The organism is Mesorhizobium sp. P3_A10 (genome assembly GCF_056403175.1).
This window is the reverse complement of record NZ_JBFUFZ010000011.1, coordinates 84,959-101,000: the sequence shown is the minus strand read 5'-3', so window position 1 is coordinate 101,000 and position 16,042 is coordinate 84,959. Positions and strand designations below refer to the sequence as shown.

General features: G+C 63.1%; 15 protein-coding genes. 2 read left to right on the top strand and 13 right to left on the bottom strand.

Annotated elements, in window-relative coordinates; translation table 11 throughout:
• Positions 1 to 30 precede the first annotated feature (30 nt).
• The 6 genes from AC1DXU_RS29145 to dusB all read right to left on the bottom strand — a co-directional run bounded on the left by AC1DXU_RS29145 (position 31) and on the right by dusB (position 8,374).
• Positions 31 to 891: a D-amino-acid transaminase gene (locus AC1DXU_RS29145; RefSeq protein ID WP_477374519.1), complete on the bottom strand. Its 861-nt coding sequence runs from the start codon at positions 889 to 891 to the stop codon at positions 31 to 33.
• Positions 892 to 983: 92 nt separating this feature from the next.
• Positions 984 to 2,345, bottom strand: coding sequence for a nitrogen assimilation response regulator NtrX (ntrX, locus tag AC1DXU_RS29140; protein WP_477374517.1), 1,362 nt, complete (start codon positions 2,343 to 2,345; stop codon positions 984 to 986).
• Complete coding sequence (locus AC1DXU_RS29135; RefSeq protein WP_477374515.1) at positions 2,335 to 4,629, bottom strand: sensor histidine kinase NtrY-like; 2,295 nt, start codon at positions 4,627 to 4,629, stop codon at positions 2,335 to 2,337. The genes ntrX and AC1DXU_RS29135 overlap by 11 nt, the downstream gene beginning before the upstream one ends.
• Before the next feature lie 117 nt (positions 4,630 to 4,746).
• The gene (ntrC, locus tag AC1DXU_RS29130) at positions 4,747 to 6,207 is read right to left on the bottom strand and encodes a nitrogen regulation protein NR(I) (protein WP_477314652.1); all 1,461 of its coding nucleotides are present in this window, start codon (positions 6,205 to 6,207) and stop codon (positions 4,747 to 4,749) included.
• Positions 6,204 to 7,349, bottom strand: coding sequence for a two-component system sensor histidine kinase NtrB (locus AC1DXU_RS29125; protein ID WP_477314650.1), 1,146 nt, complete (start codon positions 7,347 to 7,349; stop codon positions 6,204 to 6,206). Before AC1DXU_RS29125 ends, ntrC begins: the two co-directional genes overlap by 4 nt.
• Entirely contained in the window at positions 7,346 to 8,374 is a 1,029-nt protein-coding gene (gene dusB / locus AC1DXU_RS29120) for a tRNA dihydrouridine synthase DusB (RefSeq protein WP_477314648.1), read from the bottom strand. The genes AC1DXU_RS29125 and dusB overlap by 4 nt, the downstream gene beginning before the upstream one ends.
• A 139-nt stretch (positions 8,375 to 8,513) precedes the next feature.
• Here dusB and AC1DXU_RS29115 point away from each other — a divergent pair, with 139 nt between their 5' ends.
• On the top strand, positions 8,514 to 9,740 hold the full coding sequence (locus tag AC1DXU_RS29115; protein ID WP_477374513.1) for a bifunctional 2-C-methyl-D-erythritol 4-phosphate cytidylyltransferase/2-C-methyl-D-erythritol 2,4-cyclodiphosphate synthase: 1,227 nt from the start codon (positions 8,514 to 8,516) through the stop codon (positions 9,738 to 9,740).
• On the top strand, positions 9,737 to 10,225 hold the full coding sequence (locus AC1DXU_RS29110; protein WP_477374511.1) for a CinA family protein: 489 nt from the start codon (positions 9,737 to 9,739) through the stop codon (positions 10,223 to 10,225). Before AC1DXU_RS29115 ends, AC1DXU_RS29110 begins: the two co-directional genes overlap by 4 nt.
• Here AC1DXU_RS29110 and AC1DXU_RS29105 read toward each other — a convergent pair.
• The 7 genes from AC1DXU_RS29105 to AC1DXU_RS29075 form a co-directional block, all read right to left on the bottom strand.
• Complete coding sequence (locus AC1DXU_RS29105; RefSeq protein WP_477374509.1) at positions 10,222 to 10,674, bottom strand: type II toxin-antitoxin system RatA family toxin; 453 nt, start codon at positions 10,672 to 10,674, stop codon at positions 10,222 to 10,224. The two genes, AC1DXU_RS29110 and AC1DXU_RS29105, sit on opposite strands and share 4 nt — an antisense overlap.
• Positions 10,675 to 10,686: 12 nt before the next feature.
• Entirely contained in the window at positions 10,687 to 11,652 is a 966-nt protein-coding gene (gene lipA / locus AC1DXU_RS29100; RefSeq protein WP_477374507.1) for a lipoyl synthase, read from the bottom strand.
• Positions 11,653 to 11,778: 126 nt separating this feature from the next.
• Positions 11,779 to 12,036 carry a GlsB/YeaQ/YmgE family stress response membrane protein gene (locus AC1DXU_RS29095; protein ID WP_477374505.1) on the bottom strand — a complete coding sequence of 86 codons (258 nt, stop codon included), beginning with the start codon at positions 12,034 to 12,036 and terminating at the stop codon, positions 11,779 to 11,781.
• Between the two features lie 102 nt (positions 12,037 to 12,138).
• Positions 12,139 to 13,584: a dihydrolipoyl dehydrogenase gene (gene lpdA / locus AC1DXU_RS29090; protein ID WP_477374504.1), complete on the bottom strand. Its 1,446-nt coding sequence runs from the start codon at positions 13,582 to 13,584 to the stop codon at positions 12,139 to 12,141.
• Between the two features lie 25 nt (positions 13,585 to 13,609).
• Positions 13,610 to 14,248 carry an SGNH/GDSL hydrolase family protein gene (locus tag AC1DXU_RS29085; RefSeq protein ID WP_477374502.1) on the bottom strand — a complete coding sequence of 213 codons (639 nt, stop codon included), beginning with the start codon at positions 14,246 to 14,248 and terminating at the stop codon, positions 13,610 to 13,612.
• On the bottom strand, positions 14,245 to 14,661 hold the full coding sequence (locus AC1DXU_RS29080; RefSeq protein WP_477374500.1) for a hypothetical protein: 417 nt from the start codon (positions 14,659 to 14,661) through the stop codon (positions 14,245 to 14,247). Before AC1DXU_RS29080 ends, AC1DXU_RS29085 begins: the two co-directional genes overlap by 4 nt.
• Before the next feature lie 14 nt (positions 14,662 to 14,675).
• Positions 14,676 to 16,040 carry a pyruvate dehydrogenase complex dihydrolipoamide acetyltransferase gene (locus AC1DXU_RS29075; RefSeq protein WP_477374498.1) on the bottom strand — a complete coding sequence of 455 codons (1,365 nt, stop codon included), beginning with the start codon at positions 16,038 to 16,040 and terminating at the stop codon, positions 14,676 to 14,678.
• Positions 16,041 to 16,042 lie beyond the last annotated feature (2 nt).

Here is a 16,042-nt window from a genome sequence, read left to right as displayed (position 1 = left end):
ATATTGATGTTCATTCCACCTGTGCGGTTATCAGGCTGGACTTTTTTCCGCAACGTCAAAAAAGGCTTGCCGCAACGAAAGTGTCACAGAACCAGGATGTCCGTTGGCGACCCGATCGCCGTCGATGGTCACGACAGGCATGGCAATTGTCGTCGCTGAACTGATGAAAGCCTCGCGCGCGGCCTTGGCCTCGGCGACCGAAAAACCCCGCTCCTCGATCTTCAAGCCGAGCTTGGCCGCCACCTCGAACATGGTCGTGCGGGTGATGCCGCGCAGGATGCCGTGCTCTGCCGGCCGCGTCACCAGAACGCCGTCCCGGGTAACGATCCAGGCATTCGACGAGCCGCCTTCCTTGACGTTGCCATCGGTGTCGACGAACCAGGCTTCCTGGGCGCCGGCTTCCTTAGCCTTCTGCTTGGCCAGCACATTGGGCAGCAGGCCGGTGCTCTTGATGTCGACCCGATCCCAGCGATTCTCCGGCACGGTGATGACCTTGATGCCGGTCTCGGCCCGCTTCACAGCGGCCGCCGGGTCGGCTTTTCTGGCCGTAATCACCAAAGAAGACGGGGTATCCATCGGAAAAACGAAGTCGCGGCTGGCAACGCCGCGCGTCACCTGGACATAGACCAGGCCGTTGGCGACATGGTTGCGCCGCACCACCTCGCGCAGGAGGAGCGGCAGGACACCTTGCGAAACCGGCCAATCGATCGACAGTTCGCTCAGCGAACGCTTCAGCCGCGCGAGATGGCGCGGCATGTCGACGATGAAGCCGCGCGCCACCTCGCAGACCTCGTAGACACCGTCGGCGAACTGATAGCCACGATCCTCGATATGCACGGCTGCGTCGGCATGGGCGACGTAGCGCCCGTTCACATAGGCAATGCGTGGCATTCAGAAACCCTCGAGAAAAGTCCCGGCTGTCTTAGGCGATTCCGCCGCTGCCGTAACCGACAATTGCGTGGGCCACGGCGAGCTGGAACCGGTCAGACGCCCAGCGACTTGAGCTTGCGGTGAAGGGCGGAACGCTCCATGCCGATGAACTCGGCCGTCTTCGAGATGTTGCCGCCAAACCGGTTGATCTGGGCGATCAGATAGTCCTTCTCGAACTGTTCGCGCGCCTCGCGCAGCGGCAGTGCCATGATGTGCTGATCCGACTGGTTTGGCGTGCGCGGCATGACATCGCCGATTTCGGCCGGCAAAAGGTCGGCAGTGATCGGCGCATCGACATCGTCGCCGCGCGCCAGGATCATCAGCCGCTCGACATTGTTGCGCAGCTGCCGGACGTTGCCTGGCCAGTTGTGCGCTTGCAACACAGCCAGCGCATCGTCGCCGATGCGACGCGGCCGAATGCCGGCCTGACGCGCAATCTGCTTCATGAAATTGTCGACCAGATAGGGGATGTCCTCGCGCCGCTCGGCCAGCCCCGGCACCATGACCGGAACCACCGCCAGGCGGTGATAGAGATCTTCGCGGAAACGACCGTCGGCGATCATCGCCTCCAGGTTCTGCGAGGTCGACGAAATGATGCGGACATCGACCTTGACCCGCTTGGTGCCGCCCACCCGCTCGAATTGCTGCTCGACCAGCACGCGCAGGATCTTGTTCTGCGTCTCTCGCGGCATGTCGGCCACTTCGTCGATATAGAGAATGCCGCGATGCGCCTCTTCCAGCGCCCCGACCTTGCGTTCGACACCGTTGGACTCGGTGCCGAACAGTTCGATTTCCATACGCTCGGGCGTGATGTTGGCAGCACTCAGCGTCACGAACGGCGCGCCCTTGCGCGCCGACAGCGTGTGGATGGCGCGCGCCGCCAGTTCCTTGCCCGATCCCGACGGGCCGATGATCATGACGCGGCTGTTGGTCGGGGCGACGCGCTCGATGGTCTGGCGCAGCTGGCTCATCGCCGACGACATGCCGATCAGGTCGAAGGTCTCGCCGCTGCGCTGCTTGAGATCGGAAACCTCGCGTTTCAATTTGGAGGTTTCGAGCGCCCGCTCGGCAATCAGGATCAGCCTGTCGGCCTTGAATGGCTTCTCGATGAAATCATAGGCGCCGCGGCGAATGGCCGACACCGCCGTTTCGATGTTGCCGTGGCCGGAGATCATCACCACCGGCAAGGTCGGATGCATGGTCTTGATCTCGTCAAGCAACGCCAGGCCGTCGAGACGCGAGCCCTGCAGCCAGATGTCGAGGAAAATCAGCCGTGGCGCCCGGTCGGCGATCGCCGCCAGCGCGCTGTCGGCATCGAATGCCGTGCGGGTTTCATGACCTTCGTCGCTCAGAATGCCCGCGACGAGTTCACGGATGTCTTCCTCGTCATCGACGATGAGAATATCAGACGCCATTACCGACCTTTTCAGTTTCTCGTTCGTGTTCCGTCCTGCCTTCGCCGCGCGACGGCGCGGCAGGAGTGGCGGCGGCAGGCGGCAGAATGATGCTGATCATCGCGCCCCGCCCTTCGTGGAAATCCTTTGGTGCGTCATGCAGTTCCAGCCGTCCGCCATGGTCCTCCACGATCTTCTTGACGATTGCCAGACCGAGCCCGGTGCCCTTCTCGCGTGTCGTCATATAGGGCTCGAGCAGCCGTTGGCGATTCTCGCGCGGCAAACCTTTGCCATTGTCGATGACATCGATTCGGATTGCCCCATTCTGGCGCCCGGCTTGAATCCGGATTATGCCGTGCGGGCGGTCTTTTTGATCAAGTCCGTCAATGGCCTCTGCCGCGTTCTTGATGACGTTGCCGAAAGCCTGCGCCATCAGCCGGCTGTCGAAAGTGCCCTTCAGTGGCTCGTTACCGAACACGCGTTCGAAAGCGATGTCGGCACGGCTCACTTCGACCAGGAACGAAGCTTCGCGCAACGCTTCGCGCAAGTCTATGGCCTTCATTTCGGGCTTCGGCATACGGGCGAAAGCCGAGAACTCGTCGACCATGCGGCCGATGTCCTCGACCTGCCGGATGATCGTGTCGGTGCACTGATCGAAAATCTCGCGGTCCTCGGTGATGACCTTGCCAAAGCGGCGCTTGATGCGCTCGGCCGAAAGCTGGATCGGCGTCAGCGGGTTCTTGATCTCGTGGGCGATGCGCCGCGCCACGTCGGCCCAGGCCGACGAGCGTTGCGCCTGGACCAGATCGGTGATGTCGTCGACCGTCACCACATAGGATTTTTCTTCCGAACCGTCGTCACCCGCCTCGATGGTGATCTGCACGTTGAAGGTCCGCTCGGCGCCGGCGCGATAGAAGGTCACCTGCTCGCGATAGACCGGCTTGCCCGACTTGCGGCCGATTTCGAAGACACGGCCGACATGCGGCAGCACGGCGGAAAGGTTCTGCCCGAGCGCGGCCGTCGCGGATATGGCCAGCATCGTCTCGGCCGATTTGTTGACGATGGTAACGATGCCGTAGGGATCGACGCCGATGACGCCGGCGGTGACGCCGGCAAGCACCGCTTCCGAAAAACGCCGGCGCTCGTCGATCAGATCCTTGGCCGACAGGATCTCGTTGCGCTGCGATTTCAGCTCCAGCAGCATCTTGTTGAACGTGTCGCCAAGCGATGCGACATCGCCGTCGGAGGGTCGAACCGGCACGGCGACGTCGAGATTGCCGGTGGCGACCTCGTCGGCGGCACCGATGAGCTGGCGGATCGGCCGCACCAGGCGGTCGGCGACCGCAATGCCGGTCCAGATGGCGGACAGGATGATGATCAGCGTCAGGGACAGATACGGAAGCGCAAACGCCACCTGCGACGTCCGGCGATTTTCTTCCAGGCCGCGGTATTCGGCGGTGTTGGACTGGACGATCTGCCGCGCCTTGATGACTTCGGGATCGACGAGGCGAATGGTGTAGAGATAGAGCCCTTCGATCTCGCGCAACTTGACGATGGCGCCCATGATGTTGCGCGTCTTCGGCTCGATCAGCACCGGCTTGCCATCGGCCGCACTGGCCACGGCGCCTTCCGGCGGCTCGGGCATGGCGAAATCCGTGTCGGTCTTGGCGCTCATGACGAACGAGCCGTCGGGCTTGATCAGCGCGGCATGGGCCAGCGTCCGTCCTACGGCTTCCTTGTTCATCAGGTCGAGAAAGCCGGTGCGATCAAGGCCGTAGAGTGAGCGTGACGCATCGAGGTCATAGGCCATCGACAATGTCGTGCCCTGCAGGTTGCGGGCGTTTTCCTGCACATAGGCATCGGCGATCGACAGTGACGAATTGACGATCGTCTTGGTGCGAATCTCGAACCAGCGGTCGAGGCCGATGTCGAGCGTGATCGAGGCGATGATGGCCACCATGATGGCGGGGATGGCGGCGACCAGCGCAAACATCGCCACGATGCGCACATGCAGCCGCGACGCCGCCTTGCCGTGCCGGCGCGCCATAGCAATGCGATGCACCTCGCGGCCGACCAGCGCAATCAGGAACAGGACGAATGTCGCATTGAGCGCAATGAGCGCCAGCGTCGTCTTCTCGTCCGGGGTGATCGGCGTGGCGCCGACCAGAATGGCAAACGAGATCGCTGCCGTAATCAGCGCACCGGCAATCGCAACGACACCGGGCAGCGCAAGCAGCCGGCGGCCATCCCTGGCGCCGGGTTCGCTGAAAAGCGGTTCGTTCAGTGTCGGAGCCTGCAGAGCCATGTCGCCGTCTGGAGCCATTGATTGCGTCGGATGTATGCAACGCATTGTGGCGATTATGCAACAAGTGTGGCCGAGACGGAAATCTTTCGGCGCTCGATCCCCGGAAAAGAGCCTGCGCTACACCTGCCGCGACGACTTGTAGACGTTGACGCCGAGTTCGCGGATCTTCTTGCGCAGCGTGTTGCGGTTCAGGCCCAGCAATTCCGCGGCCTTGATCTGGTTGCCGCGCGTTGCCGTCATCGAGGCCAGCACCAGCGGATATTCAACCTCGGAAAGAATGCGCTGGTAGAGACCGGCAGGCGGCAATTCGCCGGCGAATGACGTAAAATAGCGCTGCAGGAAATGCTCCACCGCCTGGCCGATGGACAGGTCGTCCGGGATGAGGTTGCCGCCGCCAGGAACCACCGGCCGCTCGCCGGTCTTCAGTTCGGCTTCGATGATCTCGGCCGAAATCTCGTCCTGGGAGTAGAGCGCGGCAAGCCGGCGAACCAGGTTTTCCAGTTCGCGCACATTGCCAGGCCACGGGTAGCGCTTCATCAACTCGATGCCGCCAGAGGAAATGCGCTTGGTCTGCAGGCCTTCCAGGGCGCCAAGCTTGAAGAAGTGGCGAACCAGATCGGGAACATCCTCGGACCGCTCGCGCAGCGCCGGCAGCCTCAGCGGCACGACGTTCAGGCGGTAGAAAAGATCCTCGCGAAACAGCCCCTGGTTGATCAGCGTTCGCAGGTCCTTGTTGGTGGCCGCGACAATGCGCACATCCGTCTTGATCGGCGTGCGTCCGCCGACCGTGGTGTATTCGCCCTGCTGCAGCACGCGCAGCAGCCGCGTCTGCGCTTCCATCGGCATATCGCCGATCTCGTCGAGGAACAGCGTGCCGCCTTCAGCCTGTTCGAAACGGCCGGTGGAACGGTTCTGTGCGCCGGTGAAGGCGCCCTTCTCGTGGCCGAACAGTTCCGATTCGATCAGGTCGCGTGGGATCGCCGCCATGTTGATGGCCACGAACGGGCCGCCACGGCGGCGGCCATATTCGTGCAACGCCCGGGCGACGAGTTCCTTGCCGGTGCCCGACTCGCCTGAGATCATCACCGTCAGGTCGGTCTGCATCATGCGCGCCAGCATGCGGTAGATGTCCTGCATGGCCGCCGAGCGGCCGACCAGCGGCATCGTTTCCAGCTGCTCGGCCGGTCCCGTGTCAATCTTCGGCCGCTTCGGCTCGGACAGCGCCCGGTTGACGATGTTGAGCAGCTCGGTCAGGTCGAACGGCTTCGGCAGATACTCGTAAGCGCCGGTTTCGGAGGCGCGAATCGCGGTCATAAAGGTGTTTTGGGCACTCATGACGATAACCGGCAGTTCCGGCCGTGCCTTCTTGATGCGCGGCAGCATGTCGAAGGCGTTCTCGTCGGGCATCACCACGTCGGTGATCACCAGATCGCCCTCGCCCGCCGCCACCCAGCGCCACAGCGTCGAGGCGTTGGAGGTCACGCGCACCTCATGGCCGACGCGCGACAGCGCCTGATTGAGCACGGTGCGGATGGCTGCATCGTCGTCGGCGACGAGAATATTGCCGCGAACCGTCATTTGCGGTCTCCTTCGCCTTCATCATCGGCAGCGTCGTAGGGTGTTTCTTTCCAGGCCGGCATCAGGATGCGGAAGGTGGTTCCGCGCGGCGTCGAATCGCATTCGATGATGCCGCCATGCTCGCCGACGATTTTCGCCACCAGCGCCAGGCCGAGGCCCGAACCATTCGGCTTGGTGGTTATGAACGGGTCGAACAGGATCGGCAGGATGTCTTCCGAAACACCCGAACCATTGTCGCGCACGCAGAATTCCAGCGGCAGCGAGACGCGATCCTGCGTCCCCGGCACGGAAACGCGGATGCCTGGCCGGAAAGCGGTCGACAGGATGATCTCGCCTTGCGGGTCGCTGCCGATCGCCTCGGCGGCGTTTTTGACCAGGTTGAGGAACACCTGGATCAGCTGGTCGCGATTGGCGAACACCGGAGGCAATGATGGATCATAATCCTCCAATATCTTGATTCGCTTGGCAAAACCGTTCTTGGCGATCGCCTTCACATGGTCGAGCACGACATGGATGTTGACGGGGTAGCGGTCGATCGGCCGCTCGTCGGAAAACACCTCCATGCGGTCGACCAGCGAGACGATGCGGTCAGTCTCGTCGGTAATCAGCCGGGTCAGCGCGCGATCTTCGTCGGAAGCCGAGAGTTCGAGCAGCTGGGCAGCACCGCGTATGCCCGACAGCGGGTTCTTGATCTCGTGCGCAAGCATGGCGGCAAGGCCGGTGACCGAGCGCGCCGCGCCGCGATGCGTCATTTGCCGGTCGATCTTGTCGGCCATCGACCGTTCCTGGAACATCACCACGACCGAGCCCGGGAATTCCGGCACCGGCGCAACGTAGAGGTCGACGACCTTTTCGATGCCAAGCCGTGGCGATGACACGTCCACCCGGTATTCGTTGACCGGCGCCAAGCGCTCACGCACCTGGTCGACAAGCGTCAGCAGCGGACTGCCGAAAGGAATGAGCTTGGGCAGTGTATTGCGAGCCAGCATGGTCGCGCTCGAGCGAAAGAAGTCTTCGGCATCGGCATTGGCGTAGGTGATGAAGCCTTCCGCGTCGACCATGATCACCGGCCGGCGGATGGTGTTGAGCACGATATGGGCGGCGTTCGCCTTGTCGGCACCCTGTGGCACAGTGGCGTTCATGCCGCGCTCCGCAGCTTCACCGCGTCGGCAGCGCTTGAAAACACATCGCGCAGCTCAGCGATGACACGTGCGGGTTCGAACGAGGTGAGGATCGCCTTTCGCCGGTCGTCGGCAACGCCGGCGGCGTGGCGGTCGAGATACCAGCCGAGATGCTTGCGTGCCTGACGCAGGCCGCTCTCGACGCCATAGAGGGTCAGCATGTTCTCATAGTGCGAGATGATGTAGTCGGCCATGGCTGCCGGGCTTTCCGGGATGCCGGAGGCTGGATTGCCCGCTGCCGCCGCCGCGATGCTGCCGGCCGTCCATGGCGCGCCATAGTGAGCGCGGCCGATCATCACTGCATCGGCGCCCGACTGGTCGAGGATATCGGCGGCCTCTGCCGGCGAGCCGACATCGCCATTGGCGACGACCGGGATCGACACAGCGTCCTTGATGCGGGCGATGGCGCGCCAGTCGGCCTTGCCTTGATAGAACTGGCAGCGCGTGCGGCCATGCACCGTCACCATCCTGACACCGGCCTGTTCGGCCCGGCGCGCCAGCATTGGCGCGTTGAGCGCGCTTTCGTCCCAGCCGAGCCGCATCTTGACCGTGACCGGGACCTCGACGGCGCCAACCACGGCCTCGATCAGCGACAGAGCGTGGTCGAGATCGCGCATCAGCGCCGAACCGGCATAGCCGCCCGTCACCTTCTTGGCGGGGCAGCCCATGTTGATGTCGACAATGTCGGCGCCCTCGCCGGCAGCGATTCGCGCGCCTTCAGCCATATGCGCGGCCTCGCGGCCGGCAAGCTGGACCATGTGAACCGGCAGACCGGAGTGACGGATGCGCAAGTCGCAGCCCGCCCTGCCCTTGGCAAGCTCACCACTGGCCACCATTTCGGAGACGACGAGGCCTGCGCCATGCGCATAGGCGCGCTGCCGGAAGGGTTCGTCGGTGATGCCCGACATCGGCGCAAGAAAGACGCGATTGCGGATTCTCACACCGCCCACGTCCAGTGGCGAAGCCAATTTGGTCACATCAGGCATGCACAAAAACCAAGCATGTTCAATTGCTGCACATTCTCTAGCCAGAACTGCGGCAATGTGCAACGCGGAATGACGCCACATTAAGGCGCATTTGGGAAAATGCTGGCCTTCGGCCTTGGCCACGACTAAGCGTCTCGACATGACAGATGCAAGCGAAAACCAGGCGTTGGGAGACGACAAAGTTGGCGTGGTCATCGTCGCCGCCGGCCGCGGCGCGCGAGCCGGCCAGGCCGATGGACCAAAGCAGTACCAAAGCATCGGCGGCAGCGCCGTCATTGCGCACACGCTCGATATGTTTCTGTCGCATCCGAGAACCGGTCCCGTCGTTGTCGCCATCCATGCCGACGACCGCGCGCTTTTCCGCCGCGCGGCAGGCGCAAATGCCGACCGGGTCACAGCCGTCATCGGCGGAGAGTCAAGGCAGGCGTCGGTTCGGCTCGGCCTGCTTGCCCTGAGGGAACATGCGCCGAGCCGGGTTCTCGTTCACGACGCCGTGCGTCCCTTCGTCGACGCCGGCCTGATAGACCGCACGATCGAGGCGATCGGCGAGCGCCAGGGCGCCCTGCCCGCTCTGCCCGTCGCCGACACGCTGAAGCGCGAGTCGGCCGCCGGCATGATCGAAGAGACGGTTTCCAGAAATGGTCTTCATGCCGCGCAGACGCCGCAGGGTTTTCCGTTCTGGCCGATCCTGGCTGCGCACGAAAAGGCCCATCATCTGGGCAAAACGGATTTCACCGACGACGCCGCGATCGCCGAATGGGCGCATATTCCGGTAAAAATCGTTCCGGGATCACCGGACAATGTCAAACTGACCTGGGCAAGGGATATTGCGATGGCGGATCAGCGGCTTTCCGGCGAACGGCCGCGTTTTCCCGACATCCGCACCGGCAATGGCTATGACGTCCATGCCTTCGAACCCGGCGACCATGTCACGCTCTGCGGTGTTGCCATTCCGCACGGCCAGAAACTGTCCGGCCACTCGGATGCCGATGTCGGCCTGCATGCCTTGACCGACGCGCTGCTCGCCACCTGTGGCGCCGGCGACATCGGCACGCATTTCCCGCCCTCCGACCCGCAATGGAAAGGCGCGGCTTCAAAAATCTTCGTGGAGCACGCGGCAAAGCTGGTGCGCGCGCGTGGCGGGCGCATCGCCAATGCCGACATCACGCTGATCTGCGAGTCGCCGCGCGTCGGCCCGCACCGCGAGGCAATGACGGCAGCCCTTTCGGAGATGCTGGGGATTTCCAGCGACCGGATCTCGATCAAGGCGACAACCAACGAAAAGCTCGGTTTTGTCGGCCGCGAGGAAGGCATAGCCGCGATTGCCACCGCCAGCGTGGTGTTTCCAGGCGAGGTCCCCGCATGAGCAACGCCGAACTCGCAAACGCCGTGCTCCTGGCGTGCCAGCAACGCGGCATCATGCTGGCGACGGCCGAAAGCTGCACCGGCGGCCTGATCATCGCCGCGCTGACCGACATTGCCGGCTCCTCCGCGGTGGTCGACCGCGGTTTCATCACCTATTCCAACGAAGCCAAGATGGAGATGCTCGGCGTATCCGCCGCCACGCTCGACGTTCATGGTGCCGTCTCGCGCGAAACGGTGCTGGAGATGGCGGTCGGCGCGCTGGCGCATTCGCGCGCGAGCCTTTCTCTGGCCGTTACCGGCATTGCCGGCCCAAGCGGCGGCTCGGCCGACAAGCCGGTCGGTCTTGTCTGGTTCGGCCTGGCGCTCGCCGGCCAGCCGGTTGTCGCCGAGCGCCAGCTGTTTGGCCACAAGGGTCGCGAATTCATCCGACACGAGACGGTGAGGCACGCGCTGCAACTCGGGTTGCGTGCACTGGGCGCAAGTTAAGCTGGCTTTCCATAGATGACGTCGGCGCGCTTCTCGAAAGCCTCGGCGAACATGCGGAAGGCGCGGTCGAACATGGTTCCCATCACCGCGCCCAGAATGCGGCTCTTGAACTCGTAGTCGATGAAGAAGCGCACGGTACAGCCGTCAGCGGCCGGCTCGAAACGCCAGACATTGCTCAAATATTTGAACGGGCCGTCGATGTATTTGACGTCGATGGCGTTCTCGTCGGGCTTCAACAGCACCTGCGTCGTAAACGTCTCGCGGATCGCCTTGTAGCCGATGGTCATGTCGGCGACGAGGATGGTGCGGCCGTCGCGCTCCTTGCGCGAACGAACCGTCAGCGCCTCGCAAAGCGGCAGAAATTGGGGATAGGCCTCGACATCCGCGACCAGCGCGAACATCTGCTCCGGCGTGTGGGAAACGCGGCGAGTGGCTTCGAATTTCGGCATGAAACCAGCGTGTTAGGCTGATTTCTTGAGCAGCGCCTCACGCGCTGCGCGCAGCCTGGCGAAATCGTCGCCGGCGTGATGCGACGAGCGCGTCAGCGGGCTCGACGCCACCAGCAGGAAACCCTTGGTCCGGCCGATCGTCTCGAAGGACTTGAACTCCTCCGGCGTTACGAAGCGGATGACCGGATGGTGCTTCTTCGATGGCTGCAGATACTGGCCGATGGTCATGAAGTCGACATTGGCCGAGCGCAGATCGTCCATCAATTGCAGGATCTCGTTCCGCTCTTCGCCGAGCCCAACCATGATGCCGGACTTGGTGAAGATAGACGGATCGAGCTCCTTGACCCGCTGCAGCAGCCTGATCGAGTGGAAGTAGCGCGCACCCGGACGCACCGTCAGGTAGTTCGACGGCACTGTCTCCAGATTGTGGTTGAAGACGTCCGGCTTGGCCGCGACCACAATCTCCAGCGCGCCTTCCTTGCGCAGGAAGTCGGGCGTCAGGATCTCAATGGTCGTCAAAGGCGTTGCCGCGCGAATGGCGCGGATGACCTCGGCGAAATGCTGGGCACCACCGTCGGCCAGATCGTCACGGTCGACGGAGGTGATGACGACATGGGTCAGGCCCATCTGCTTCACAGCGTGCGCGACGCGCGCCGGCTCGTCGGCATCGAGCACGGTCGGGATACCGGTGGCGACATTGCAGAAGGCGCAGGCGCGTGTGCAGATCTCGCCCATGATCATAAAGGTGGCGTGCTTCTTCTCCCAGCATTCGCCGATGTTGGGACAGCCCGCCTCTTCACAAACCGTGACCAGCTTGTGCGACTTCACGATCTCGCGTGTCTCGGCATAGCCCTTGGACACCGGCGCCTTGACGCGGATCCAGTCGGGCTTGCGCAGCACTTCCTGGTCGGGCTTGTGCGCTTTCTCGGGGTGCCGCAGGCGCGGCGCGTTGGCGATCGTGTCGAGAACAGTGACCATCTCAAACCTGACTTGTTGGCGTCCGCCCGTCGGCGTTCGCCTCTAGAACGTCACTTAAGACTTTTCGAAGCAAAGAAAAAGGCCGCGGCGACGCATGCCGCCACAGCCTTTTTCGCATAGCGGGATCTAGCGGCGTATGACCCGCCCAGCAAAGATCAGCAGGCAGGCGCCGATGAAGCCGGTGATCAGATAGGCGAACCAGCCGACGCCGAAGGGTTCGATGTTGAGCGCCCTGAGAATTGCATTCAGCACCACCGCGCCGACAATGCCCATAATGATGTTCATGAAGATGCCGGTGTTGCTCTTCATGACCATCTCGGCGAACCACCCGGCCAACCCGCCGATGATGATCGCCGCAATCCAGCCCACGCCATTCACGTCCATATGCCAACTCCTCCTGTGTCAGGTAAAAATGCATCCGGAAACGAACTGCCTTGCCGTAAGGTTCCTCCAGCGCATGCGTCTGAGTCTCGCGGCAGCAATTTATCATGCGTTGAGCGCGCGGCCATAGGCGTCGAGCACGCTCTCCTTCATCATCTCCGACAGTGTCGGATGCGGGAAGATGGTGTGCATCAGCTCTTCCTCGGTGGTTTCGAGGTTCATCGCCACGACAAAACCCTGGATCAGCTCGGTCACTTCGGCGCCGACCATATGCGCGCCGAGCAGCTGGCCGGTCTTCTTGTCAAAAATGGTCTTGATGAAACCCTGGTCCTCGCCGAGCGCGATCGCCTTGCCATTGGCGGCGAACTGGAAGCGGCCGACACGGATGTCCTTGCCCTCGGCCTTTGCCTTGGCTTCGGTGAGGCCGACGGAGGCGACCTGCGGGTTGCAATAGGTGCAGCCGGGGATCTTCAGCTTGTCGATGGCATGCACGCCGGGTACATTTGCGATCTTTTCGACGCAGATCACGCCCTCATGCTCGGCCTTGTGGGCGAGCATCGGTGGTCCCGCGACGTCGCCGATGGCGTAGATGCCGGGCACATTGGTCTTGCCATAACCATCGACGACGATGCAGCCGCGCTCGGTCTTCACGCCGAGCGTTTCCAGCCCGAGGCCCTCGATATTGCCTTGTACGCCGACGGCCGAGATCATGCGGTCGGCGGTGATCTTCTCGACCTTGCCGTCCTTCATCTCGACATGCGCGGTGACCGAATTCGCACCCTTCTCGACCTTGGTCACCTTGGCTTCGAGGATGATCTTCATGCCTTGCTTCTCGAACTGCTTCTGCGCGAATTTCGAGACCTCGGCATCCTCGACCGGCATCACCGCCGGCAATAGTTCGACCACCGTCACCTCCGCGCCCATGGTGCGGTAGAAGGAAGCGAACTCGATGCCGATGGCGCCGGAGCCCATCACCAGCAGCGATTTCGGCATCTCCTTCGGCACCATCGCCTCAAAATAGGTCCAGATCAGCTTGCCGTCCGGCTCGATGCCGGGCAACGCCCGCGGCCGGGCGCCTGTCGCCAGGATGATGTGCTTGGCGGTGTAGGTGCCCTCGCCCTTGACGCCCTTCGGCACCGGCGGCTGCGGCTGCATCGGCTTCTTGGCCGTCTGGGAGACGATGATCTCGCCCGGCTTCGAGAACTTGGCCTCGCCCCAGATGACGTCGACCTTGTTCTTCTTCATCAGGAAGGAAACACCGCCATTCAGCCGCAGCGAGACTTTTCGCGAGCGGTCGACCACGGCAGCGGTGTCGACGCTGACCTTGCCGTCGAGCTTCAAGCCATAGTCCTTCAGATGATCGGAATAGTGCATGATCTCGGCCGAGCGCAGCAGCGCCTTGGTCGGAATACAACCCCAGTTGAGGCAGATGCCGCCGAGATGCTCACGCTCGACGATCGCCGTCTTGAAGCCGAGCTGCGCGGAACGCACCGCCGTGACATAGCCGCCGGGACCGGAGCCGATGATGATGACGTCGTAGGATTCAGCCACGGGTTTTCTCCCTGATTTTCTTTCGCTAGAGTTCCAGCATCACGCGCAGCAGCGGCGCCAGCGCGTTGCCGATGTTGCGCGTGTTTTCAGCGTCGAGATGCACGCCATCGAGAGGCGTGGTCGTCGCTACCGTACCGGCATCGAAGAAGCCGCAGCCGGCCTCGTCGGCAAGCGCGGAATATTGCGGCGCCAGCCGCTTTGAGGCTTCGTCGCCGCCGGCAAACATTTCCTTGAATTCGGCATTGTCAGTGCGGCTGACCGCGGGCGGCGCGACGATCAGGATCTGCGGTGCGGCCCAGTCGAACGGATAGTCGTGACCGCGCACGATGTCGATCAGCCGCTGGATGCCTTGCTTGGCCGCGACCGGATTGCCATGGATCCACGGCTTCATGTCGTTGGCGCCGAGCATGATGACGATCAGGTCGAGCGGCGCATGCGTCGTCAGGACTGTCGGCAGCACCCTTGCGCCGTTGCGGTCGGCACCGGCCAGATGATCGTCGAACGCGGTGGTGCGACCGTTCAGGCCTTCGGCGATTATTTCGACATCGCCGCCCAACGCTACCTGCAGCACGCTCGGCCAGCGGTCTTCCAGCGCATGGCGGCCGAGGCTCGCCGCGTCATAGCCCCAGGTCAGGGAATCGCCGTAGCAGAGAATGGTTTTCATGCGCTTGCCTCTGCCTTGACCAGCCCGCGTCTTACACGCCAGCGTACGAACAGCCATTGCACCACGATTGTCACCAGACCCGGCAGGCCAAGGCCGGCAACCATCGGAATGTCCTTGTTCACCACCGCCGCACTGCTGTCGGCGTAGAGGATCAAGGCGACCAGCAGGGCAATCAATACCGCGAAGACGATCAGCGACCACCTGCCCGCCCTTGCCACGGCCGCCACCGGATCGGTCATGAACTGCGCGACGAAGAAGACAAAGCTGACGATGCAGGTCACCAACACCGAAGCCATGAAGACGAGGATGTATTCTTCCTGCGCATTGGTGATCACGGCCAGTTCCTGAGCCACCAGCCCGCCGGCCAGGCCGGAAAGGATCAGGGCAAAAAGGCTGGTGACGAATTTCCGCACCGCCCTTTTCCTTCCTAGACCAGCATGCCCATCGGGTTTTCGATGAGTCGCTTGAAGGCGACCAGCAGTTCGGCGCCGAGCGCGCCATCGACGGCGCGGTGATCGGTCGACAGCGTCACCGACATGACAGTGGCAACCTTGATCTCGCCGTTCTTGACTACCGCGCGCTGCTCGCCGGCACCCACCGCCAGGATCGTCGCATGCGGCGGGTTGATCACGGCGGCAAAGTCCTTGATGCCGAACATGCCCAGATTGGACACCGCCGTGGTGCCGCCCTGATACTCCTCAGGCTTCAGCTTGCGGCTGCGGGCGCGGCTGGCCAGGTCCTTCATCTCGTTGGAAATGACCGATAGCGTCTTTTCGTCCGCGTGCCGGATGATCGGCGTGATCAGTCCGCCGGGGATCGACACGGCAACGCCGACATCGGTATGCTTGTGCTTGACCATGGCGCTGTCGGTCCAGGACGCATTGGCATCCGGCACCGCCTTCAGCGCCAGCGCCATCGCCTTGATCACCATGTCGTTGACCGACAGCTTGTAGGCCGGCACTTCGCCCTTCTCGGTCTTCTTCACCGGGGCAGCGGCATTGAGCTGCGTGCGCAGCGCGAGAAGCGCATCGAGCTCGCAATCGAGCGTCAGGTAGAAATGCGGGATGGTGCTCTTGGCCTCGACCAGGCGGCGCGCGATGGTCTTGCGCATATTGTCGTGCGGGACGAGGTCGTAGGAGCCTTCGGCAAACAGTTTCAGCACCTGTTCGTCCGACATCGCCTTTGGCGCGGGTGCTGCAGCAGCAGGCGCTGGTGCACCAGCAGTCGCTGCTTTCGCGGCAGGCGCTGCCTTGGCGCCGCCGCCGGCAATCGCTGCCTCGACATCGGCCTTGACGACACGGCCATGCGGGCCGGTGCCGGTGACGGCAGACACATCGACGCCGGCGTCCTTTGCGATGCGACGAGCCAGTGGCGAAGCAAAGGAGCGCTCGCCGCTTGCACGACCATTGGCGGCCGGAGCCGCCTTCGCCGGCGCAGGCGCCACCGCAGCTTCCGGCTTCGATGCTTCAGCCTTGGGCGCATCGGCTTTCGGCGCCTCGGCCTTAGGCGCGGCACTGCCACCGCCCTTTGCCGCGGCACCGGCATCCTCGCCTTCGCCGGCAAGAATGGCGATCAGCGCGTTGACCTTGACGCCCTCGGTGCCCGCGGGAACGACCAGCTTGGCAACCGTGCCTTCATCGACGGCCTCGACTTCCATCGTCGCCTTGTCGGTCTCGATCTCGGCAATCACGTCGCCGGGCGAAACCTTGTCGCCCTCTTTCACGAGCCATTTGGAAAGATTGCCTTCTTCCATCGTTGGCGAGAGTGCCGGCATGGTGATGTTGATGGGCATCG